This is a genomic window from Acidicapsa borealis (assembly GCF_059115245.1).
In genome coordinates this window covers 126,483-148,910 of the sequence record NZ_JCACNY010000001.1, presented here as the reverse complement: position 1 = coordinate 148,910, position 22,428 = coordinate 126,483, and the positions used below count along the sequence as shown (strand labels likewise).

At 57.0% G+C, this 22,428-nt stretch carries 16 protein-coding genes; 7 read left to right on the top strand and 9 right to left on the bottom strand.

The annotated features are described in order from the left end of the window. Positions 1–34: 34 nt before the first annotated feature. The 4 genes from AC5S27_RS00440 to AC5S27_RS00425 all read right to left on the bottom strand — a co-directional run bounded on the left by AC5S27_RS00440 (position 35) and on the right by AC5S27_RS00425 (position 5,032). Positions 35–286: a hypothetical protein gene (locus tag AC5S27_RS00440; protein WP_493932650.1), complete on the bottom strand. Its 252-nt coding sequence runs from the start codon at positions 284–286 to the stop codon at positions 35–37. Further along, complete coding sequence (locus AC5S27_RS00435) at positions 283–1,194, bottom strand: nucleotidyl transferase AbiEii/AbiGii toxin family protein (RefSeq protein WP_089408853.1); 912 nt, start codon at positions 1,192–1,194, stop codon at positions 283–285. The genes AC5S27_RS00440 and AC5S27_RS00435 overlap by 4 nt, the downstream gene beginning before the upstream one ends. Beyond that, positions 1,184–2,038 (bottom strand): type IV toxin-antitoxin system AbiEi family antitoxin, encoded by an 855-nt coding sequence (locus tag AC5S27_RS00430; protein WP_089408852.1) that lies wholly within the window; start codon positions 2,036–2,038, stop codon positions 1,184–1,186. The genes AC5S27_RS00435 and AC5S27_RS00430 overlap by 11 nt, the downstream gene beginning before the upstream one ends. A gap of 576 nt (positions 2,039–2,614) precedes the next feature. Beyond that, complete coding sequence (locus tag AC5S27_RS00425) at positions 2,615–5,032, bottom strand: TonB-dependent receptor (RefSeq protein ID WP_493932649.1); 2,418 nt, start codon at positions 5,030–5,032, stop codon at positions 2,615–2,617. 251 nt (positions 5,033–5,283) lie between these two features. Here AC5S27_RS00425 and AC5S27_RS00420 point away from each other — a divergent pair, with 251 nt between their 5' ends. The 4 genes from AC5S27_RS00420 (at position 5,284) to AC5S27_RS00405 (ending at position 10,165) form a co-directional block, all read left to right on the top strand. Beyond that, positions 5,284–5,673, top strand: coding sequence for a hypothetical protein (locus tag AC5S27_RS00420; RefSeq protein ID WP_493932648.1), 390 nt, complete (start codon positions 5,284–5,286; stop codon positions 5,671–5,673). A 310-nt stretch (positions 5,674–5,983) separates the two neighbouring features. Next, positions 5,984–6,373, top strand: coding sequence for a hypothetical protein (locus AC5S27_RS00415; protein ID WP_493932647.1), 390 nt, complete (start codon positions 5,984–5,986; stop codon positions 6,371–6,373). A gap of 548 nt (positions 6,374–6,921) precedes the next feature. Continuing rightward, the gene (locus tag AC5S27_RS00410; protein ID WP_493932646.1) at positions 6,922–9,252 is read left to right on the top strand and encodes a TonB-dependent siderophore receptor; all 2,331 of its coding nucleotides are present in this window, start codon (positions 6,922–6,924) and stop codon (positions 9,250–9,252) included. Between the two features lie 4 nt (positions 9,253–9,256). After that, positions 9,257–10,165 (top strand): DJ-1/PfpI family protein, encoded by a 909-nt coding sequence (locus tag AC5S27_RS00405; protein ID WP_493932645.1) that lies wholly within the window; start codon positions 9,257–9,259, stop codon positions 10,163–10,165. Here AC5S27_RS00405 and AC5S27_RS00400 read toward each other — a convergent pair. Further along, the gene (locus tag AC5S27_RS00400; RefSeq protein WP_493932644.1) at positions 10,162–10,584 is read right to left on the bottom strand and encodes a hypothetical protein; all 423 of its coding nucleotides are present in this window, start codon (positions 10,582–10,584) and stop codon (positions 10,162–10,164) included. The genes AC5S27_RS00405 and AC5S27_RS00400 overlap by 4 nt on opposite strands. Positions 10,585–10,838: 254 nt before the next feature. Between AC5S27_RS00400 and AC5S27_RS00395 the strand changes: the two genes are divergently transcribed. Genes AC5S27_RS00395 through AC5S27_RS00385 form a run of 3 tightly spaced genes read left to right on the top strand, consistent with a single transcriptional unit; the run spans position 10,839 to position 16,175 of the window. Further along, positions 10,839–13,352: a TonB-dependent receptor domain-containing protein gene (locus tag AC5S27_RS00395; protein WP_493932643.1), complete on the top strand. Its 2,514-nt coding sequence runs from the start codon at positions 10,839–10,841 to the stop codon at positions 13,350–13,352. Positions 13,353–13,407: 55 nt separating this feature from the next. After that, the gene (locus AC5S27_RS00390; RefSeq protein ID WP_493932642.1) at positions 13,408–14,817 is read left to right on the top strand and encodes a PepSY-associated TM helix domain-containing protein; all 1,410 of its coding nucleotides are present in this window, start codon (positions 13,408–13,410) and stop codon (positions 14,815–14,817) included. A gap of 56 nt (positions 14,818–14,873) precedes the next feature. After that, the gene (locus AC5S27_RS00385) at positions 14,874–16,175 is read left to right on the top strand and encodes an aminotransferase class V-fold PLP-dependent enzyme (protein ID WP_493932641.1); all 1,302 of its coding nucleotides are present in this window, start codon (positions 14,874–14,876) and stop codon (positions 16,173–16,175) included. A gap of 113 nt (positions 16,176–16,288) precedes the next feature. Here AC5S27_RS00385 and AC5S27_RS00380 read toward each other — a convergent pair whose 3' ends face one another. From AC5S27_RS00380 to AC5S27_RS00365, 4 genes are all read right to left on the bottom strand, one after another. Then, positions 16,289–17,347, bottom strand: a complete 1,059-nt coding sequence (locus AC5S27_RS00380) for a PDDEXK nuclease domain-containing protein (protein WP_493932640.1) — start codon at positions 17,345–17,347, stop codon at positions 16,289–16,291. 760 nt (positions 17,348–18,107) lie between these two features. Continuing rightward, positions 18,108–20,141, bottom strand: a complete 2,034-nt coding sequence (locus tag AC5S27_RS00375; RefSeq protein ID WP_493932639.1) for an LVIVD repeat-containing protein — start codon at positions 20,139–20,141, stop codon at positions 18,108–18,110. Then, a complete protein-coding gene (locus AC5S27_RS00370; RefSeq protein ID WP_493932638.1) occupies positions 20,138–20,791 on the bottom strand; it encodes a DUF305 domain-containing protein in 654 nt (217 codons plus the stop codon). Before AC5S27_RS00370 ends, AC5S27_RS00375 begins: the two co-directional genes overlap by 4 nt. Positions 20,792–20,873: 82 nt before the next feature. Beyond that, positions 20,874–22,418 carry a phage tail sheath family protein gene (locus tag AC5S27_RS00365; protein ID WP_493932637.1) on the bottom strand — a complete coding sequence of 515 codons (1,545 nt, stop codon included), beginning with the start codon at positions 22,416–22,418 and terminating at the stop codon, positions 20,874–20,876. Between the last annotated feature and the right edge of the window lie 10 nt (positions 22,419–22,428).

The window sequence follows — 22,428 nt, the reverse complement described above, 5'->3', positions numbered from 1 at the left end:
ACCTTCGTTCCGTCGTGCATCACGATACCAAGTTTCAGACCATCGCCGCCGGATTCTTCTGGAAGACCTCGTGCAGGCGCGGAGTGCGATCCTTCATGTTCCGTCCGACGTGGACATGGCCGAGCAGGTAGAACATGTTTCTTGTGTCTGGAAGAAGGCTCGCATCCTCCGAGGACTGATCTCGCCGAATCCGCGCCCAAACTGTTCGGTCAAATCCACCACCGTCCGTTCCGAGATCAGCATTGATGGCTTCGGCGGAACAGATTTTGATGTGGAATCGGTTCAAGATAATGCCGCTTCAAGTTGTTGAAGTATGGTTTGGTACTTTTCTGGATTCTCGATTTGCAATCGTTCCAGATTCATGAGTTTCCATCGAATCGCCGGAAGATGACGAAGAGTCGGTGACCTGATGAGGTTCCAGTCTGGCGTGAGTGTATGAAAAGACCTAAGAAAGACCTTAGATTTTTCATCCAGGTGGGAGCGAATCTCCGCAACCAATTGCTCTCGGGTTGCGAGGAGCATCTCGAAGGAGGTTTCTCTTACCGTCATTCCGACAAATTCTGTCTCGAAGGTTCGGCGTATGTCCTTCAAGCGGGGTTGCAGGAGCTCGTGCGTAGGACGATTGTGGCTCAGGATATATGCGAGAAATGCTTGGTAGAGAGCGTCATCAATCCCTTCATTGGCAAGCAGGTGCTGGACATCGAACAGATCTCGAGGATGCTGTCGGTCCAGTGCTGCAACCAGTTTCCCTGCATAGAGGTCGGCAAACGAAACGACTTGGATTTCAGCGAAGCCGAATTGCTCCTCTACGATGGGCCGGACTGTTTTCAACTCCGTGGGATAGACAGTGCCCCGAAGGACGGGAGTGACTTCGATCTTGATTTGAGCGTTTCTTTGACGAACAAGGACGAGGGTTCCGCCCGCGTTGGCGCTGTCGGTGACGACGCCATCAGGAATCGCTTTACGAATCCTCTCGGCAATACGACTCAGCGCAGATCGTATCCCGATAAGCGATGTCTCTCGTTCCTCAATCGGCAGATAAACCAGATCGATGTCCACCGAAAGACGAGGCAGGTCTCGAACGAAAAGATTGATTGCTGTTCCGCCCTTGAGAGCAAAGCAAGTCTCGGTCGCCACATAGGGCAATACCCCGACGAGTAGGGCTACCTGTCCTTCGAAAACTTCACTGGCCATCGTTGCTACCTCCGGTATTGAATAGTTCAATTGGAAGCGTGATCTGATAGCGCGAGTCGAAATGGCCTTGAGGAACCAGTTGACGCTTTCCTTTTCCGAGATCGACGGCAGACAGATCCAGATGTTTGAACCAGGCATGTCCATGTCTGTCCGCGTACCAGAGGAAGAGCCGCTTTACCTTCACACTCTTGCATTCCCGCAGGAGCTTCCCCACCAGTTGAGGCCGGAGGTTGGCCAAACCTTCCATGACAACATCGACTTGATGAAAGCTCTCGTGATGCGGGAGTTCATCGATCATCTCCAGGATTGCTCGTTCGGGAGCTGACATGGTCAGCGACCATTCCCAGGGGCTCGTGGATTCCGCATCCTTTAGCGATACTGATGCCTTACCGGAACGCAGATCGTAACGCCTCGCTTCAACGCCGCTATTGGAGTTTGCAAACAGTCCCGAAGAGCGGGTTTCAAACTGAGCGGATATCGGCAGCTTGGCAAGCCAGGATGGGAGGCCCGACCCGTACAAGTAGACTCGCGAAGTGTCGCCAGCTTCGACGTAATGAGCATAGCCAGACAGTTCGACCGCCGTTCGTCCGCCGACGTGAAGCGGCTTGTGCATGACCTGCTGGAGCGAGAGCACAACAACATCCCATCGCAGCGAGGCCTTGGTGAGTTGGCTTGGCCGCCGGTAAACGCGTGGACCTATTCTTTCGAGCCAACCCCGGTCCACATAGTCTCGTATCGATGAACGGGAGATCCCCTGGGCTTGGAACCAGGCGCTATCCGCCAAGAACCCCTCCGGCAGGCTTAGGAGCAGGCGGTTTAGTCGAGATGATCTTTGTGCGTCCATGACGCACATATTCATGCATACATAAACTCGATGTCAAGTTCACAAAATCCCATCCTTGTGCGCCATGAACGCACACAAGCGCCATACTGCAAACTAAACCCGCAAAGCCATCCAGCCGGGAATGGCGATCTACAGCCCTAAGCCAACTGCTTCGGCAAGACGGTCCACACAATCAATCGGGCTGTCCGCCCACGGATCAGCCCGATTACCCGTAGTAGAATTTGGCAGCATTTTGGCAGCAAATGCTGCCAACTATGCCGGTTTTGCCGGTTTCTCCGACTCATAACCACTGTATTGTCAATAACTTAGCCTTCGACCCACATCATGGCATGGAGGAGTCAAGCCCAAAGGCAAGACACGAAGAGTGCCAAGAAGGCAGCCTAGGAGTTCCTTTCACCGAGGGGCGGAACCTCGCCGCCCCTCGATTTTTCGTGTGCCAAAATCACGCGGGGAGAAACCTTGCCGGTTTCTCCCCGGCCCCTCATCCAGCGTAGCTTCCGGCCTCCGCTCGCCGGCTGCGCGGGAATCCTTACTCGTGCCCTTCTTCGAGTCCAGATGTGCCAAGCACGGCACCTCTTAGAAGGTCCTTACCAAACCGAATCGTGCCTGGAATGGCTCTACGGGGTGAAACACGTCGGTGAACGCCGGAGTTACCGTAGGCGTGATTTTAGAGGTATAGGCGTAGTCGATGTCGTGGTCGCGGCGGTTCGGCAAATTCAGAAGTTCGACCGCCATGCGCCATCGATGGTTGAATCGGTAGCCGATCTCCCCATTGAGCAACGCTGTTGCCTGTGAGCGGTACACTCCGTCGGAGGTGAGATCGCGCGGGCCGAAGTAACGCAGACGCAAACTCGCCGTGAAGCCTTTGTAGTCGTGTAGTGTGACGCCCGAAGAAACCACTAGGCCAACCGCTTCAGGCACGCGCTTCCCGCCCATACTGTCCGGCGCTGCATCGTCTTCATCGATGGCTGTGAACAGTGCTCTGGAGTTCGCCAGGTCGAAGTCAAAGGCCAGGTGCTTCAAAGGCGTGTAGTAGTTTGCCCACTCGACGCCATAACGATTGCTCGGTTGCTTTGAAGCCACCGTGTCTCCGGTATCGCCGGACTGCTGTAGTTCGGAAGTACTGTGGAGATACCAGATGGAGACTGTGCTTTGGAGATGTGGCAGGGCCGTCGTGCGGACGCCTACTTCACCTCCCTTGGTTGGGATCAGTGCGGGGATCCTTGAAGCGGTCGTATTGGGGTAAGGATTGTCAGCGGAAACAGGTTCTACCGTTTGCGTTGCGCCACGTCCATCATTGCTGTGGAAACTGAACCCGCCTTGCGCATAGAACTCGGTGTTCGCCCATGGACCGAAGATCAGACTCGCCTTGGGGCTGGGCAGCACCTTGATTGCTGTTCCGGAGTTCGCCGCCGTCACTAGGCTGGTCACGTCGAAGTAGTCCACGTCGCCGCGCATGGCAATCACCGAGCGGAACCGATCCGCCCACTGGATTTTGTTCTCCACATAGAAACCAGGCTGCGTATTCGTGAAGCGGTCCGCTTCCGTCGTCGCCGGTAGCGTGTTGCCGGTGGAGGAATCCGTCTTGTCCACACGAATGCGATCCTCCGATTGGAAAAGACCATTGTGAATCCAATCGTTGCGGACCTGTAGGCCAAATGTGTTTTCTACCTTTCTGCCAAACCATCGGCTGAAGGTCCTGTGGTGTGCGTCCAGACCGACTACCCAGCGACGGTCTTTCTGTTCGAACTGGTCACCGCGATTAGGATCAGTCAAGAAGTACGTGAAATCAGAGAACAGATCGAGATCGTAGTAAAAGCCGTAAGCGGTGACTCTGGTGTCGGAGTTACTGTTTTGCCGGTGCCACTCAGACTGCAGGCTGTATCGCTGGGAATGGCCACCGTCAGTCGGATTCAGGGTGCCAAAGAATCCGACCAGCGGCACGGCATTTTCGGGAATCTGATCGCTTGAGTTCCATCGTCCGTGATAGCCACGGGCCGTGATGCTGAAGCCATTGCCGTCTTCTCCCTGGCTGTAGGTGAGAAGGCCGTTGAACTTGTAGTAATTGTCAGGATGCGTCCATGGACCATCATCGTGATACGCCTCTCCGCCGTATAGTAGGCTTCCTGGCCCAAGCTTTTGCGATGCTCCGAAGACGGCACGCCCATAGCCATACATCCCGCCTTCCACCTGAAAGAAGTTCTGGGGGAGCGTCTTGAAGAATTCCAGATGGGCTGAACCAGCCGAGCCATAGTTTCCGACATCGGCGTAATACGGCCCCTTTTCGTAGTTCACCCGCTGCACAAACTCCGGGATGACGGTATTCATGTCCGCATACCCTTCGCCGTGCGCGTGTGAGGGCAGGTTGAGGGGCATCCCGTCGATGAAGATCGCGAAGTCCGTGCCATGGTCAAGATTGAAGCCACGAAGAAAGTATTGGTTTGCTTTGCCGCCTCCGGCGTGTTGCGTGATGATGACACCCGGCACCGTCTCCAAGACTTCCCCGGAACGTAGGATCGGACGGTTCCGGATTTCCGCTGCCCCCACCGTGCCTTGCGTGGCGGAAGTTGCGATCCCGGTAAGGTCTCCGTCGCGGCCCTCCACCTCGATGGTGGCGTTGACGGCGCTTACGGTCAGAACGATACGCAGGGCTACTCGCGGCTCAGTGAACCCTAAAGTGAAAGTGATTTCTTTGGTCGCAAAATCGGATTTCGACACCGCAAGGCGATAAATGCCTGGTTGCAGGCCGGACAACTCGAAGGTGCCGTGATTGTCTGTCTGTGTCGTGCTCCTTAGAGTCCCGTTTCCACTTCGGACCTGCACGGTAGCGCGAGCCATGAGTGCTCCGCTTGTGTCGACGACCGTCCCCGAAACCTTCAATGGGAAAACCTTTGTCGTGACTGCATCCGGTGCTCTCTCTTGCAGAGCAATCGCCGGCCGGGCATGGAGCATAGAGAGCGAAGCGATCAACAGGATGGCGGTGCAAAGCCTCATCGGACCTTCCAGATCGACTCCGGGATCATTACGAGGCTCAACAGAGGTCCAAAGGGAGCGCAATTTGGATGCGGCAAGTCGGCTGAAGTCATGCTTCAATCCTATTCGGTTGAACGCCCGCCTCGTCACTTCACGTGAAGTCCACTGTACCAAGCACCTCAATAGAGACGTTGTGACGGGTATCTGGACAGCTCACCAAGTCCGTCCGGCACGCTGCTGAGGATTTGCGGGGATGAGGCAGAGATGCTTCAATGGATTCATTGCGTAAGCTTATCGCCATTGCGTTGCTGGCCCTCTTCGGCCTGCCGTTTGCCTCCACTCTCCTGGCGCTCACGCCGAAGAGTGAAGCGAACCTGCCTGCGTGCTGCCGACGCAATGGCAAACATCACTGCATGATGAGTATGGCGGAGCGTGAAAAGTTTGCCGGCGATAAGCCAGCTTTTGCAGCACCCCCCGATAAGTGTCCGTTCGCGCCGTCTCATGCGCTCATTGCACCAAACCGCGATCAAGTCGGCCTTTTACCCGGCAGGGCAATCTTCGCAGGCCTCATCAGCCATCCTGCAGTCTATCCGCAGGTTCTGGCTCAGTGGCGCATCAATCGCGACCTCTCGAATCAAAAACGCGGCCCCCCGACCGCCTAAAATCGTCCCCGAACTCATAGCACCATGAACGGCCTCTCCTCTTACGGGGAGACACGTCGTCGTGTATGTTCTCGCCCGTGAATTGCTGATTTCAGGAGAAGGAGGAAGTCTCCCGTCCTGTCCCTGTTGTGCATGACCTGGCTGGTTAGTACCCCCTCTTCAGGTACGTCTTCGGAGGATTCCACTTCAATGATCCTCGGGAGAATCGAGGTGAGATCCTCTCTCGTTTTCGCTCCTGCTCAGGGAGCAATGCGAAGGGGCGAATCGCTGTAGGTGTTCGTTTAGCAGGCAAGGAGTGTTGAAGAAGAGATTGCGTAAGTTCTTAGCCATTGCGTTGCTTGCCGTCTTCGGCTTGCCGTTCGTCTCTCCTCTCCTCGCGATGACCGCGAGGAGTGAGGCGAATCTGCCTGCGTGCTGCAGGAAGCATGGCAAACACCACTGCATGATGAGCGTGGTGGAACGCGATCAGTTGGATGGTGGCAAACCTGCGTTCACCGCACCGCTCGAAAAATGCCCGTACGCGCCCGCAGCCATCCTGAGTACGCACCATCCAACCAAGCTCGCGTCACCGTATTGGCAGATGTTTTATGCGAAGTTCGGCACCGGCTGCTCGGGAATAGGGCCAACGATCCCGCAAGTGCGACTTGCGCGTGACAAAGCGCACGGCAAGCGTGGTCCTCCTCTCCTCCCCATCCTCTAGCGCTGGCACCTCTCTGAGGTGAGATCTCGTCTCGGGTGTCCATGGCCGTCACGAGGGCAAGGTGAGGGGAACATCCTGTCATCGTTACCCCTGCGACTTCCAGTTGTTTACGGCTTCCCGTATTCGCGGTGAGGACTCCGCGAAGCCTACTCAACTGGGTATGGAAGATGACTCTCAGCCGACGTTTCCCTCGGGTTCTCCACCGACTGCCAGCCCCGCATTGGCCACCCATGTTGAGCAGATGGGGCGGAAGATCCCCGAAGACTTGCGCTCTGCAAGTGCTGATGCGAGGAAGCGGCACGGTCTCGCGTGATCGACAGAAGTGACTTGCGATGCTGCAGAACATCCGGCAAACCGAACAACATTCGCAATCGAAAGAAGAGGATTCAGTGAAGACATATCAGAGGAGTAAGCCCGAAGTTTCTTCTCCTGCCCCAACTTGCTCTGTGGGCGGGTCTCCCCATCACGTAATGCCAGCCATGCTCGGCCGTTCAATCAAGGTTCTCGCTCTTCCGAGAAGACAAACATCATCATTCTCGGTAGCGGCTGTGGCTCTCCTGCTTTTTTCAACTCTGCATTTGCTCGGTCAGGTTCTTGGAACTGTCTCGGGTACAGTGCTGGATGCCACGGGTGCTGCGGTTGTAGGTGCCAAAGTCATGGCTTTGGAAGTTGATAGCCGGCACGAAACCGCCGGCACGACAGACAGCGCGGGCAACTTCGTCTTCACATCCTTGCCTCCGGGCCATTACAACGTGAAAGTCACGGCTCCGGGATTCCAGACCTTTGAAGCGACCAACATCACTCTCAAGGCCAACCAGCCCTTCAGTGTCATAGCGAAACTGAGAGTTGGTGCTACGAGTTCTACAGTTCAAGTGAGCGCTGCAAACGCAGGAAGCTATGCTTCGCTTGATTCCACTTCGGCTACACGCACCGGCACGCCGTTGATCGAAGTGCCGCAGTCGGTTGAAGTGCTCAACCGCGCGTTGATCCGTGATCAGGATCGCCGCACGCTTGCCGATGCGCTGGTGAACGTGTCGGGAGTCGTTCCGACCAGGTCCGAAGAGATCCTGTTTGTCTCGCCTCTCGTCCGTGGCTTTCCAGCAGAGATTTACACGGACGGACTTGCCATGTTCGGCAATACGACCACCGCAAACGATCCGACGAGCCTCGTGGGAGTGGAGCGGATCGAAGTGGTAAAAGGTCCGAACTCCACCATGTACGGTGGTGGCCTTGGTTCTCCTCTGGGAGGGTTGATCAATGTGGTCTCGGTACGCCTGGAACCGAAATTGAATGGTTACGTGGGGTTTCGCGGCGGCAACTTTGGAACGCTCGACCCTTACGGTGATGTGAATATCCCGCTCAGCAGGACGGTCGCTGCGCGTGTCTCCGGGGAATATCAACGGAATGACAGTTGGGTCGATTTGCTCAGCGGAGACCGTTGGTCGTTGCAGCCAGCGATGTCCTTCCAGTTCGGACCAAAGACCGACCTTTTCGTTCAGGGGCGCTTCAACCATCGCGACCAGTTGGAGTACTCAGGCCTTCCGGCGGAGTTGGCGATGTCTGGTGAGATCGACCGCAACGCGTTTGTGGGTGCGCCTGTTGGGCAACCGCATACACGGCTCGATAGCAATACGGGCTCGTTAGAACTCAATCATGCCTTCACGGACAATCTGCATTGGACGACCAGCGCGCGCTACTACTTCAGCCAGGCAAATGAGCATGGCAGCTTCGTTTATCCGGGACTTGTTGCCCTCGATCCGAATCCCCCCGTCTACAACATTTACACGTTGGATATGTCGAACAACCCGGTGCGAGAAGGCACCTTCGACACAAACCTTGTGGCGAACCTTCGTGGGCTGGGCGGCAAGCATGAGTTGCTGGCTGGTGTCAGTTACGACCACACCAACTTCTATTCCGAAATGGGCTTCTCCGGAGTTTCCGTCGGGCAGGAAGACCTCGCGCATCCTACGTATAACCTGTCGTTCGGACCCGAGACGCCGGCAAGTCTGTTTCAGACAGACCGCTACCAAACCACTGCGGTTTACGGACAAGACCAAGCTACCTACGGGCGGCTCAGCCTGACCGGCTCGGTTCGTTATACCAAGCTCGACTTCCGGGAGCGGGAACAGGCAACCGACAAGACGTACAACCATGCATCGGGCCGCATCGGTGGCACCTTCAGAGTGGCCAGTGGTATATCGCTGTACGCGGCTTATGCTACGGCGTTTCGTGGCGCCTTTGGTCTCGTAGTCCAGCAGGCCCCGAAGCCAGAGACTTCGCAGAACGTCGAAGGCGGTGTGAAGCTGGCACTTTCCCGAGCGCATCTTGCCGGAACGATCGCGATCTTCAATCAGACTCGAGACAACGTCGCCACCTCTGACCCCAATAACCTTGGCTATTCGATTCAGGTCGGACAGCAGCGTGCTCGTGGGGCAGAGGCCGATATGACTTGGGAGCCGCTTCGGTCATTCTCGTTACTGGCGAACTATGCGTACACGCAGGCCACCGTAACCCAAGATACGGCTGCTGCCGGGGACCTCGGAAACTTCTTGCAGCGCGTTCCTCGCAACAGTGGCCGCGTCGCTGGTAGATACCGGATTCAGAATGGCTTCGCGAAGGGACTGGCATTCGGTGCCGGTGTGACCGCCTTCACCAAGAAGGAGATCACCCTCCCGAACACGGTCACGTCTCCGGGGTATGCGGCTGTCGATGCGCAGGCTTCGTATGACTTTGGCAGGTGTACGTTGCAGGGTTCCGCGGTGAACCTCACAGCGCGTAAGACCTTCGATGCCTATGAATACTTCGGATTTCCAGTCGTGATGCCCAATCAACCGATTTCTGGCTTCGTCACCTTGAAAATCCGTCTCGGAAAGGACTAAGGGTATGGCTGACATCAATCGTCGTAAAGCTCTTCAATTGTCGCTTCTTGCTCCGTTTGCATCGTCCGTTCTCGGCTGCAAGTCTTCTAACAAGCCCGTTGCAACTCAAGAAATCGCTCCACCCAACCCGCTGACGCCTCCGGCTGATAGCTCTATCCCAGTCGCATTCCTCCTCTCTGAGGGTGCTGTCGTGATTGACTTTTGCGGCCCGTGGGAAGTCTTTGAGAGGGTGCCGAAGCCCAAGAACTCGTATGACGCTTTCAAGCTCTATACGGTGGCGGAAACCAGCGATCCGATCCGCACTGCCGGAGGAATGAAGATTGTTCCCGACTACACGATCGCGAATGCTCCGGCTCCGAAAGTCATCGTGATCCCTGCGCAGAGTCCTGCAAGCGAAAAGACGAAAGCGTGGATTCGAGAGGCCAGCAAGCATACGGACGTAACCATGTCCGTATGCACTGGAGCTTTTGTGCTGGCAAGCACTGGTTTACTTTCCGGCAAGTCTGCCACGACGCATCACGGCGCGTATTCCGACCTTGAAGCAAACTATCCCGATATTCATGTGCAGCGCGGAGCTCGTTTTGTGGAAGCTGGCAACCTCGCCACAGCAGGTGGCCTGACTTCAGGTATCGACCTTGCGTTGCGCGTTGTCGAACGCTACTTCGGCGAGGAGACCACGCGCGAGACAGCCACCATGCTGGAGTATCAGGGCGAGGGATGGCTGCACCCGAATTCGAATGCTGCCTTTGCCAAGCCGATTACACAGAGTGCAACGCATCCTCGTTGCGCCGTCTGTGGCATGGATCCCGATGGGGCACTCTCTTCTGTCTACAAGGGAAAAACCTACTACTTCTGTATGCGAGAACACAAACAACTGTTCGACGCCTCGCCCGAGAAGTTCATTCATGGCTAAGCCACAGAAGAGCAACGCGCCACCGCCAGATTTCGATGCGCCATTTGAAAGAAGCACGGCATTCGCTCATCGAGCAGAGACGAGAAAGCCTTATGCAGACCAACCAAGGGGGCTTCAATAGAGACATTGCGTAAGTTGATCGCGATCGCATTGCTGGCCGTCTTTGGCTTGCCGTTCGTCTCTCCTCTCCTCGCGATGACCGCGAGAAGTGAGGCGAATCTGCCTGCGTGTTGCAGGAAGAATGGCAAGCACCACTGCATGATGAGCGTGGTGGAACGCAATAGGTTGAGTGGTGGCAAACCTGTGTTTACCGCACCGCTCGAAAAATGTCCGTACGCGCCTGTAGCCATCCTGGGTACGCACCATCCAACCAAGCTTGCATCGCCGGCTTGGCCAATGATCCATGCGGATTTCGCCACCTACGCTGTAGGGGATGCAGACACTCGATCTAAGTTGCACATAGCCCGTAACCGAACACACTGTAAACGTGGTCCTCCCGCTCGCTTCCTCTTTTGAATCGGACCTTAGTGTGCGCCGCTGCCTACGCGAGACATGCTTACGCCTGAACTCGGAACTCGCAGTTTCGGATACTCCATCACGGCCTATCGTGAATCGGATGATTCCCTGCAGATCCGCGAACAATCCGCCCAGTGCGGAGAAGAGATGAAGATAAATGAATAGACATTGGAAGACTTTGCTTGTCGCTGCCGTGATGGCGACAAGCCTGCATGCGACCGTCGTCGCAGCTCAGGAGACGACATCTGTTGTAACGGGGCAAGTAGTCGATCCCGGCGATGCCGCCATCGTCGGTGCACAGATCGACGTGCGCACGAGCAACGGGACGAAAGTGGTTCACACAACCTCGGACTCCCAGGGGCGCTTCACGCTTCGCGGTCTCTCGGGAGGAAGTTACGTGCTGGATGTGCTGCACGATGGTTTTCAGGAGACCAGGCAAACGCTGGTGTTGTCAGGCAACGGTACGGAAGCCACACGAGTGCAGATGCCAGTTTCTACGCTGACACAGAGTGTGACCGTTTCCGCTAGCCCCGCGCTGGCGACAGAAACTCCGGTAAGCCAAAGTCAGGCGGAGGTAAGCCGTGAGGACTTCAAGAACTCTCCCGCGATTACCGTGGCCGATATCGTGAGCATGATGCCGGGCGTAACGTTTGTTCCCGGAAACGGTCCCCGCGACGTTGCGATCTCGGTACGTGGTTCGAGCACGAGACAGACCTACGGCGTACGCAACATCAAGGTCTTCGAGGATGGCTTTCCCGTCACGCAGCCTGATGGCCTGGCGCGAACCGACCTCACGGACCCCCACGCGTATAGCAGTGTCGATGTCGTTCGCGGACCGTCTTCGGCGCTCTACGGTAACTACGCCACGGGAGGCGCGATTAACTTTCACACGAGGTCGGGCAGCGATATCAAGGGGCTTGAAGTCGGGGCAGACTTTGGCAGCTTCAACTACTTCAACGACTATGCAACCTACGGCGCGGGGGATGATCGCTATCAACTGTCGGTGTTTCTGAGCAACGTGCGCGCGGATCAGGCCACGGTCAACAACCAGTTCAATACGGTGACCGCAAATATCCTCGCCAGCTTTGCCGCAACGCCGCATGATCGTATGACGTTCAAGTTCATCAACAACGACCTGGATACGAATCTCTCCATTCGGTTGTCGCGCGCGCAGTATCAGCTGAATCCGTACCAGCTTGGCTGCCAGACGTATAGTGCGGCCTTCGCGACCAATGGTTGCGCCAGCGTCAGCGTGTACGTCAATGGATACAACGGGACAAAGCAGTCGCTCGGAGCCGCGGAGGCAGGCCTGAACCGCCACGACCGCCGCACGATTGTCGGCGCGAGGTATGAGCACGATCTGACGGAGAATACGACGTGGCAGACGCAATTCGTCTGGGATAACCGTGACGCGAATCAGCCAACGAGTTCCTCTACCTATCGTGGGACTTTGCCGTCGTTCAATGTGATGAGCGACCTGTTGCGCCACGGCTCTACCTTGGGCCGCTCGTCGACGACGGTTGTGGGCGGCTTCTTCAACTACGAAAACATCAACTCGACCAGCGCCAACCTGATGCCTGGTGGAAATGCAACCATCGGCGGAGCGACGCAGACGGTTCAGGGAAGTCACCTCAACTCCGGGTTCCACGCACGACAGGAGATGTCTCTGGGCGAGCGGTGGACTCTTGTTGCAGGACTCGGCGGCGAGTATACCAAGCTCAGCGCGCTCGCAAACAACTTCTCGTATCCGGTTGGAGGCACACCGACGATCTCACCGGTAACTGCCAATCGCCCCTTCTTCAGTGTCGCGCCGGAAGTGGGAGTGCAGTTCCGTCCGGACAATGCGTGGCGTCTGCATGCTCGCGTTGGGACTGGGTATGGGACGCCGCAGGCCACACAGCTCTTCACCACACCGCAGGGCACCTTCGGCAACAACACCACGTTGAAGTCGCAACGGAACGTCGGCATCGACACCGGCGCGGACTGGGCGTTGAGCTCCACGCTGCAGCTTTCCGGAACCTTCTTTTACGAGTGGTTCCGCAACGAGCAAGTGACACAATCGCCCGGAGTGAACCTCCAGAGCTTCACCTTCAACGCACCCGCATCGGCGCATCGCGGGGTGGAAGCGAGCCTCGATTGGCATCCATTGCCGCAGCGGCTCACGGGCCTGCGTCTTCGGACCGCATACACCTACGACAACCAGATCTACACCGACTACACGGAGCAGCTCACGACCGGAAGTGTGACCAACACCTTCGCTCGCTCAGGCAATCGCATCCCTGGAGTGCAACCGCACTTTCTGGATGGGCGCGTGATCTACGATCAGTCCACGGGCTCGCTGCGCGGCATCGGTGGATACATCGAGGCGCTGTGGCGTGACCAGTACTTTCTGGATAATGCGAACCTGCTCACCGCTGCCGGGTACACACTGCTTAATCTCAGTCTGCATTACGATCCGCCGGCCGGGCACGGTTTCACGTCGCGTCTTCGATTCTTCTTCGATCTGCAGAACCTTGCAAACAAAACGTATGTCGGCTCAGCTGGAAACATTACGGATTCTCTGACCACATCGGGGCAGCAGAACGGGGCCAGCGTACTTGCCAACTCCACCGGCTCCATCTACGCAGGAACTCCGCGGGCTTCCTACGGTGGAGTGCGCGTCCGTTTCTAGTGGTCCATGAACAGCGGGGGGCAGAGTGTCTCGGCCCCCCGCAAAAGGAGGCATCATGAGCAGCGCAACAAAGAGTGAAGAGAGGCACGAACAGGGTCGACGGCTGTACCGTGCCGTGTGGCGATGGCACTTCTATGCGGGGATCTTCTGCATCCCCTTTGTCGTCTGGCTGGCCTGCACGGGATCGATCTATCTCTTCAAGCCGCAGATCGAACGGTGGCTGGATCGCCCTTACGACCATCTGCATTTGAGCGGCAATCGAGCCACGCCGGAGCAAGTCGCGCTCGCCGCTGTGGCTGCAGTTCCACATGCCACGCTCCACTACTACGAACTGCCTCCGAATCCGGATGCCGCAGCGCGCGTCATCGTTGGAGTCGGGAACCATGAGAGTCGTGTCTATGTGAATCCGGAGACCCTCGGGATTCTTAACGTAGTGGACGAAGACAGGCGTCCCATGCGAGTGCTCTTCCATCTTCATGGAGAACTTCTCGCGGGTGACACGGGCTCCCGCATCGTAGAACTGGCTGCGTCGTGGGCCATCGTATTGCTTGTAAGCGGTCTCTATCTCTGGTGGCCTCGGCAGACAGAGAGGTTGGCTGGAGTTCTGTGGGTCCGCATGGGGAAGGGACAACGCATCTTCTGGCGCGATCTCCATGCCGTCACCGGAGTCTGGGTCACAGCCTTTGCTCTGTTCATCCTGCTTACAGGCCTGCCCTGGGCCAAGGGGTGGGGCTCATACTTCAAGAAGGTGCGCCAGATAACAGGCACTGCGGCTGCACATCAGGATTGGACGAACGGCCGTTCGTCGGAGCTTGCCGAACGTGCGTCCTCGAACGGCAGTGTGCTGGGAATGCCGGATGACATGCCGGGGATGGAGCACGCCGGTCACATGGGGCATGCCATGCCCTCCACGGTTGCTCCCCAGGCCTATGCGCCATTCAATGTCCTTGTTCCGACGGCCTCCTCGTTACAACTTGCCGATCCGGTAGAGATCATGCCAGCAATGCGGGCAGGTGGAAGTTGGACGATCAAGTCCGACTCGCAGAACCGAACATTGCGGGACGTGATCCAGGCCGATCCAAAGACGGGCCGCATCCTTAGCAGGCAGAACTTCCATCAACGGTTGCTCTTTGATCGCATGGTGGGCATCGGAGTCGCGGCGCACGAAGGCCAACTCTTCGGCTTGTTCAACCAGCTTCTCGGACTGGCCACTGCCATGGGACTGGTCATGCTTTGCGTCAGTGCCGTGGTTCTCTGGTGGCGACGACGGAACGTGGGTGTCCTCGGAGCTCCCATCCCGCTGTCTACGCCGAGATATCCCGTGGCTGTCGTCGTGGTGATTGTGGCTCTTGCGGTTTACCTGCCCGAGATGGCAGCCTCGCTTATCCTTGTGCTACTGGTTGAAAAGTTTGTGCTCTCCCGGATTCAGTCTGTCAGCCGCTGGCTGGGATTGGTTCCGGCATGACCGAGTGGTCCCAAATCGTTGCATCGCGTCCTGAACTGTATGTGAAAGGGAGTGGCATGAACAATCGACGTACTTTCCTGAAGGCTGCTGCACTGTCTGCCACTTCTGCCGTCGTATCCGCGAGAGGGCGTGCAGAGCAGGCAGCACAACCTCGGCCCGCGCTCACGCCGAATTCCATTCCTGTCGGCACCTTGCCTCAGCATTTCGACGTCGAACCGGACATCCACAATCTGGAGAATGGCTACTGGGGAATTATGCCTCGCTCGGTCGAACAGGTTTACGCCGAACAGATGATGTACGTGAATCGAAACAATTCAATCTGGGCAAGGAATGTCCTTCCTGGCGGGGCATGTTTAGCCGCAGGGGGCCGTGAAGCGCGGGAATCCGTCGCGAAGATGGTCGGTTGTGAGACAGATGAGATTGCCATCACCCGCAGCGGTTCGGATGCCCTGCAACTTCTCATCACTAACTACAAGAACATTCGCGCGGGCGATGCAGTTATCTACTGCGACCTCGACTATGACGCGATGATTGCAGCGATGGATTGGCTCGGTGATCATCGCGGTGCTCAAGTGGTGAAGTTCGCTATGCCGGAGCCAGCCACAACGGAGAACATTCTGGCCGCGTACGATGCTGTACTCAAACGGACGCCGAATGCGAAGCTCCTGCTTGTCACCCAGGTCTCTAACCGGACTGGACTCGTGACGCCGGTCAAGGAGATTGTTGCCATGGCCCGTGGACGGGGAGTGGACACGGTCGTGGACATCGCTCATGGCGTCGCGTGTCTCGACTTCCAGATCGATGATCTTGGATGTGACTTTGCTGGCTGGTCGGTGCACAAGTGGACTTCCGCCCCGCTCGGCACCGGCGCAATGTACATCCGCAAGAGTCGGCTCGATGCAATCGACGTCGCCTATGACAATCACGACATTGCTGCGACCGATATCACCGCCCGTGTACCCGCCGGAACAGTGAACTTTGCCGCTCTACTCACCATTCCTACTGCAGCCAAGTTTCACTTCGCAGTCGGTGGCGCGGCAAAGGAAAAGCATCTGCGTGAGCTCAGAAACCGCTGGGTTGACCAGGTTCGAGACCTGCAAAATGTCGAGATCTGCGTGCCGGATGATCCGAAGAGATACTGCGCGATTACGAGCTTTCGATTGAAGGGCATGCAAACCGACGAGCAAGCCCAGCGCCTGCAACACGTCCTCTTTGAGAAGTACCGCGTTCATACAGTTTGGCGGCATGGCATTGCGAAAGGACCTGTCATCCGGGTGACACCGGGCCTGTACAGTACGACGGCTGATTCCGATGCTCTCGCTAAGGCTTTGCAGCTAGAGAACTCCATGTTCGTATAGCTGGCATCCGCGATGAGGTAATGAGCATAGTGCAGCATTTGATTGAGACCGAGCGAGTCGGAAAACGAAGCTAAGCTCCGGTAATCTGACTCTCTGTAGCAGTCAAGGTGAAGTTATTCGTCCCGCTCCTGCCTTAGCTGTTCCATCTCTGAGCGGAGCTTCGTCACGACTTCCTGCAGATCTTCCACGGTCGGCAATTCGTCCCGGATCGCGCCGGGCAATTCCCTGGTCACACGATAGGTCGAGACTCCGATCGGCTTGGCGACATCGCGGAGGGCGTATTCGGCCAGGGCGCTGTTGTTGGTCTCACAGAGAAGCAGCCCTATGGTCGGGGCATCCGGTCCATTGCGGAACAGATCATCTACCGCCGACAAATAGAAGTTGAGCTTGCCCGCCCACTCGGGCTTGAACTTTCCAGTCTTCAGCTCGATCACGAAATAACAGTGCAGCCGAAGATGATAGAAGAGGAGATCGATGTAGAAGGTCTCGCCTCCGATATCGAGCGGCACCTGACTGCCGACGAAGGAGAATCCGCGGCCAAGCTCCAAGAGCAGGTCGCGAAGGTGTTTGAGGAGCCCACGCTCAAGTTCCCGCTCTTTGGCAGTCGAACTCAGCGTCAGAAACTCGAACGAATAGGGGTTCTTGAGAATCTGCTGCGTCAGATCCGAATCCTCTGCCGGCAGCGTTCGGGAAAAGTTGGTGAGAGCCTTCCCTTCTCGTTCCTGCAGCTTGGTTGAGATGTGATGGGTGAGAACGTTGCGGCTCCATCCGTGTTCGATGGATGCCCGCAGATACCATTCTCGGCTCGGGCCGTCTTTGAGCCTATCGAGCAGGACCATGTGATGACCCCAGGGCAATTTTGCAGCAAGCTGCAAAATTTGGGGGTGGGGCCACGCCTCGGCAAAGGAACGCATGTAGCGAAGGTTTCGGAGGCTGAAGCCCTCCACACCGGGAAACTCCGTCCCAAGATCCTTGGCTAACCGATCGACCACCTTCGTCCCCCCCCCCTCAGCCGCGAAGCGGGAGGAGAGTTCGTGGCCGATGGACCAATAGAGCAGGATCGTTTCCTGGTTGAGCGACAGGGCAGCCCGAAGTTGGGCGGCCCGAATCCGGGTCTTCAACTCTTCAAGGAGTGCCGGGTAGCCCGAAGGGAGAGAGGTCAGTTCAGCCACGGGAGATTCCCTTCGAATTCTGCGTCTTCCCGGATCTGCCAGGCCCCAGACGGTCGCGCCCTATGTTTGTACTCAGCATCCTGCATCTCCTCCCCCATCACCAAGGTAGCAGCGCCGAATTTTGCAGCAGCTGCTGCAAAATTGACGATAGTGGCAATTGCCCAAGACAATCGACCGTGTCGTAGGGAATGCGAGTTTAAAGTCCCGTCCAATCCGGATTACGGGCCCGTCCAATCCGGAAGGCAGAGAGCCTCCCATAGGAGTCCCGCCATCAGATAAATAGCAAAGCTTCTGGAAGCGCGCGAACAATACGCGAACAATGCGCATCCCAAATGGGCCTAATTTGCCCCAAGCAGTCCTAAAGTTGACCGATCATAACTGCTTTACCTTCAAGTACATCCGCTGATTCCAGGCCACTTAGCTGAATTGTCCGGCAGCCCTGAAAAGGCCGGCGTCGGCGGTTCGATCCCGTCTCTGGCCACCACTTATAAACAACAACTTAGCCTAATCACTGGTACCAATTTCTGAAACTTTCTTTCTGTCGCTCAGCAGGCTGAACGCCAGAGCAAGTGAAGTCTCAGTGAAAGTAGCCGTCTCCCGCATCTTCAGATGGACTATCCATGCGTCCTGATTACTCGCTCGAAGCGAGCCAGGAATTATCAGCTTCTCCAGTGCAATGAAGGGCCAATACATCGCCCAAACAATAACGAGGCGCATCCTGAAATGAGGATGCGCCTCGCGGTTGCTTTGTTCTCTGTTCTTAGACTGCAGGGTTTGAGAGGATCTGCGCCAGAGCATGCAGACGCTTGGCATCTGCCGAACTCTTCGCGGCTGACTCGTCGGCCTGCAGGCCAGTCGCAAGCTCCTTCAACTTGGCCGCATCCTTCTTGCCCAGATGCGACTTCTGTGCCTTTGCGATGGCGGTCTTCAACTCAGTGATCTTCGCCGGAGCCAGCGCCTGCGAGCGCTCCAGCTGATCCACATACGCCGCCGACACCGTCAGATTCGAAGGCCAAACGATCTGCTGCTGGTTCTGCACATTGAGTTCGTTCACCTTTACTGAATTTGCCGCATCGATCTCATTCTGTGTGAGGAACTTGCTCGGAGTCAGCTTGAAAACATCCAAACCACGTGCAATCTCTGACCCGTAGATATAGCCGTTGTACCAGTAGGCGGACCAGTCTCCACCCAGAATCACCTTCTTGTCGTCGATCGGTCCACGGTCGAAGTATGCAATTTCGAACGGACGATCGGCATCCGTAAAGTCCATGATCGAAATGCCACCCTGATACCAGGACTGCACCTCAATATCGCGCCCCGGCACCGGTACCAGCGAGCCGTTATGCGCCACGCAGTTTTCCGAATCCGACTGTGCCGCCGGCATCTTGTAGTAGCTGGCCAATGAGAGCTTGTCATCCTTCAAATTGAAGATTGCATCCGCGCCCCACTTGTTCGGGTCGGTGGCCCGGCAGCGAGCTCCCAGACCACCACCCCACTCATCGGTAAAGACCACCTTCGTTCCATCGTTTGAAAACGAAGCCGAGTGCCAGTAGGAGTAGTTCGGATCGTTCACAGCGTCCACACGCTTGGGATGAACGGGGTCCTTGATATCCAGAAGAATGCCGTTGCCAGAGCAGGCGCCAGCGGCCAACCCGATCGCGGAATAGACCGTGATGTCATGGCACTGGTTCGTGTCGACAGCCTTCTCTGCACCCTTGTCGTGGCTGCCGCCGTTGTTCAGGCCGTTCAGAGCGCCACTGCGAGGATCAATGAACACGCGCGGGCTCGAAACGATCTTGGCCTGCTGCGGAGCAGCCACCGGAACCTTGATCACATCGATGCGAAACAGCGATGTATTCGGATCCTTATCCGGAGCCTCTGCCGAGCAACCTGCCAGCTCTTCCGGCTGGCGCACGAACGACGTCCCCGAAACGTAGATATAAACATTCTCCTTGTCATTTGGGTCCAGCACCAGCGTGTGTGTATGAGAACCGCGGCAGGTCTGGACTGCTGCAACCTGCTTAGGATTCTTGATGTCGGAGATATCGAAGATCCTCACGCCACGGAAGCGGTCAGGACTCGCGGCGGGAAGGCGGCGCTCCTTCTCATGACCCTTCTCCGGCGGAGGCGGCGGCGGAAAACCCTGCGCGCCGCAATCCAGCCGACCGTTGGGCATCTCGACGGACATGAACAGAAGATTGCCATAAACCGACACATCGCCCTGCCCACCCGGGCATACCAGCGACGTGATCAGCGAAACCTTGGCCGGGTTGGAAATATCGTAGAAGTTCACACCGTAGAAGTTGCCCTGAAAGAGATGATTCCCCTGAAAGGCAAAGTCTGAGTTGGCAAAAGCCAGTCCGGCAATCACCAGCTGAAGTGGCTTTGGCATCTTTGAAGGGTCACCAACGCCGAGCATTCCAAGGGTCTTCTGTACTGCCGGATCATCCGGTGACGTCGACGGAAGCTGGAACGCTGCCGGCTTTTTCAGAAAGGCAACATGCTGCATGCCCAGCGATGCTTCACCGGCATCATAGAGCCCGGCCTTCAACCCGACACGCGGATCATTCGTCGTCGATCCCGTCATCCCCGGAGGCAGCGCTGGAGCCTTCTGCGGTGCGAACGGATCCGACTCGTCATCCTCCGCCGGCTTTGCATCGGGAGCGGGCTTAGCCGCCGGCGTTTGAGCCGCCGGAGCCTGCGCATGCAATGGGATCATCGTCGTGCACGGAATAGCTGCGGCGATCGCCATGCAAGCCAAACGGAAAGCAAGAGAGTTCTTACGGTTCATCATTTCTCCTTCAAGAGATCCTGCATAATCCTGATTTCGGCGCGCTGCGTGTTGTCGGCGTCCGTAGCAAAGTCGAAGATGTCGGCATCCTGTCCCGCTCCCGCTGTATCGAACAACTGCTTCACCATGATGAGCGCGCCGTTGTGGTGCTGAATCATCCCGGTCAAAAAAAGCCTGTCGAACTCAGCGCCCCTTGCGTTACGAAGCGCAGTCATCTGTTGCGGTGTAAGCATCCCCGGCATGGCTGGCATCGCGTCGCCATTCTTATCCATATCCGGCATACCCGGCATGGCCATCGACGTAGACTCGCCGCGTGCCACCAGCCACCGCTTCATAAACTTCATCTCCTCGCTCTGCGAGAGGCTGATACGCGCACCTAGTGACCGTACCTCGGGGTTCTCCGTATGCGAGGGAATGAGGGCCGTCATCTCCACAGCCTGCCCATGATGCATGATCATGCCCTGCATAAAATCGATGTCCGCCTGCGATGTTGGCGGCATGTGCCCCGTCGTACCGGCCGGCAACGTCTTGCTCGGCGTCCCAGGTGCACCCGGTTGCACTACCGGTGCCTGACTGTATCGGCCCTGAAGAGTCGCAGCACACGCAGACTGGCATCCAACAGCAGCCACCAAGAGATACGAGACGCTCCTCATTCCAATAGACCTGCGAATGGAGACGCAACTATCCAGACTCGAATTTTTACCCAGACGAAGCATAGCGAATGCTCCCAACGTATCATGACGCGGCGATTTGCTGTATCTGGATCACGATGAACTCAGCCGGAGAAAGTGGCGCAAAACCAACCTCAATGTTTACGATCCCCTGCTCGACACTGGATGCAGGATTGACCGTGGCGTCGCAGCGCACAAAGTAGGCCGTCTCCGGCGTACTTCCCTGCAATGCCCCCTGAAGAAACAGGCTGTGCATCCAGGTTGTCACGCTCAGAGAAATCTGGCCCCACAACGCCTCTCCGTTGGGTTCGAATGTCACCCACTGGGTGCCTTCATATAGGCTCGTCTCAATGTACAGCGCAAGACGCCGCACCGGCACATACTTCCACTCCGATCCAGATTGATCGCTGCCCTCCAGCGTACGTGCACCCCACACGACGTAACCGTGACCCTGAAATTGACGCAGACAATTAATTGCCCGGGGATTGAGTTCTCCATTCTGCTGGTCGTTCAACCCATACTGCAATCCCAGTGCGCCGGTCAGGGTAGCGCTGGTCCCGGCAGGAGTCTTCCACATGCCCCGCGCTGCATCGGTCGCAGCGTAGACGCCCGCAACAAAACCGCTCGGTGGCACAAGAATCTGCTGACCCGCCGTATCCTGTCCAGCAATCGAAACCCAGGGGAAGTAGTAAGCCGAATATGACGTATGCACGGATGCCTGCAAGGAGACCAGCGAAACATTCCCCAGGACCTGCTCCGTGCCGACCGGACCCATACTGGAACATGCGCTGACAGTAGCGCTTTGCGGTGCATCCACCAGATAAAAGGCCCTCCGCGTAGCGCAATAATCCTGCAGTTTTGCAATCGTAGCCACGGCTGTCTCTCCCGGAACGCAGAGCAGGTTGAAGATCTTCACCCCGTTCAGCAAGTACACGCCGGCATTGGCATTCCCGGTAAGCGCCTCTTCAAAGCTCCCGTCCGTCGCTGGAGTAAGCACTCTCCCGTCATCCCCACCCCGAAGCACAACCGGTTGGCTGACCGGCGGCAACACCGATGGAACGGTACCGGTAACCTTTGTCGTGGGGTTTGTAAACGTAACGTATTGCGAGTCGGCTTCGATAACACGCACGACGAACTGCGGGTCGAGAGGCGCTATAGAGAGGCCTGCAAAGCTTTCGACTAATTGTCCGCTCAGGAAGATCTGCAGACCAAAGTGTTCGGCATTTGCAGCTTCAACCACCGCCACAGTAATGGCATTGCCCCACGCCCCGACGCTGCGCGCGTACAGGCTCAACGTTGCGCCCGTCACGCCAATTGAGGCAGCAACCGCCGCGCCATCGCCCGTCGCAACGAGCCTGACAACATACGCCTGCTGACCGCCGTTCATAAAAAATGCCTGGACCGCATATCCCAGGTAACTGCGACTATCTATTCCACCAAACTGAGCCTGATACTCAGCCCAGCTCTGCACCAGTACTGGCTCATCCGTAGCTCCGCGTGCAGCCCAGCCAACAAAGGCCGCAATCGCGGTCGGAGCACCAGAAATCGGCGCCTTCCCCATCGGTCGCTCTTCGACATAAACACCGGGAAAGTTCGGACGAACAGGCATAGCATCCCCC

Excerpts from the sequence above, each read along its gene's own strand:
- AC5S27_RS00435 (WP_089408853.1), bottom strand. The coding sequence starts at position 1,194 with ATGGCCAGTGAAGTTTTCGAAGGACAGGTAGCCCTACTCGTCGGGGTA.
- AC5S27_RS00430 (WP_089408852.1), bottom strand. The coding sequence starts at position 2,038 with ATGGACGCACAAAGATCATCTCGACTAAACCGCCTGCTCCTAAGCCTG.
- AC5S27_RS00425 (WP_493932649.1), bottom strand. The coding sequence starts at position 5,032 with ATGAGGCTTTGCACCGCCATCCTGTTGATCGCTTCGCTCTCTATGCTC.
- AC5S27_RS00420 (WP_493932648.1), top strand. The coding sequence starts at position 5,284 with ATGGATTCATTGCGTAAGCTTATCGCCATTGCGTTGCTGGCCCTCTTC.
- AC5S27_RS00405 (WP_493932645.1), top strand. The coding sequence starts at position 9,257 with ATGGCTGACATCAATCGTCGTAAAGCTCTTCAATTGTCGCTTCTTGCT.
- AC5S27_RS00395 (WP_493932643.1), top strand. The coding sequence starts at position 10,839 with ATGAATAGACATTGGAAGACTTTGCTTGTCGCTGCCGTGATGGCGACA.
- AC5S27_RS00390 (WP_493932642.1), top strand. The coding sequence starts at position 13,408 with ATGAGCAGCGCAACAAAGAGTGAAGAGAGGCACGAACAGGGTCGACGG.
- AC5S27_RS00385 (WP_493932641.1), top strand. The coding sequence starts at position 14,874 with ATGAACAATCGACGTACTTTCCTGAAGGCTGCTGCACTGTCTGCCACT.
- AC5S27_RS00375 (WP_493932639.1), bottom strand. The coding sequence starts at position 20,141 with ATGATGAACCGTAAGAACTCTCTTGCTTTCCGTTTGGCTTGCATGGCG.
- AC5S27_RS00370 (WP_493932638.1), bottom strand. The coding sequence starts at position 20,791 with ATGAGGAGCGTCTCGTATCTCTTGGTGGCTGCTGTTGGATGCCAGTCT.
- AC5S27_RS00365 (WP_493932637.1), bottom strand. The coding sequence starts at position 22,418 with ATGCCTGTTCGTCCGAACTTTCCCGGTGTTTATGTCGAAGAGCGACCG.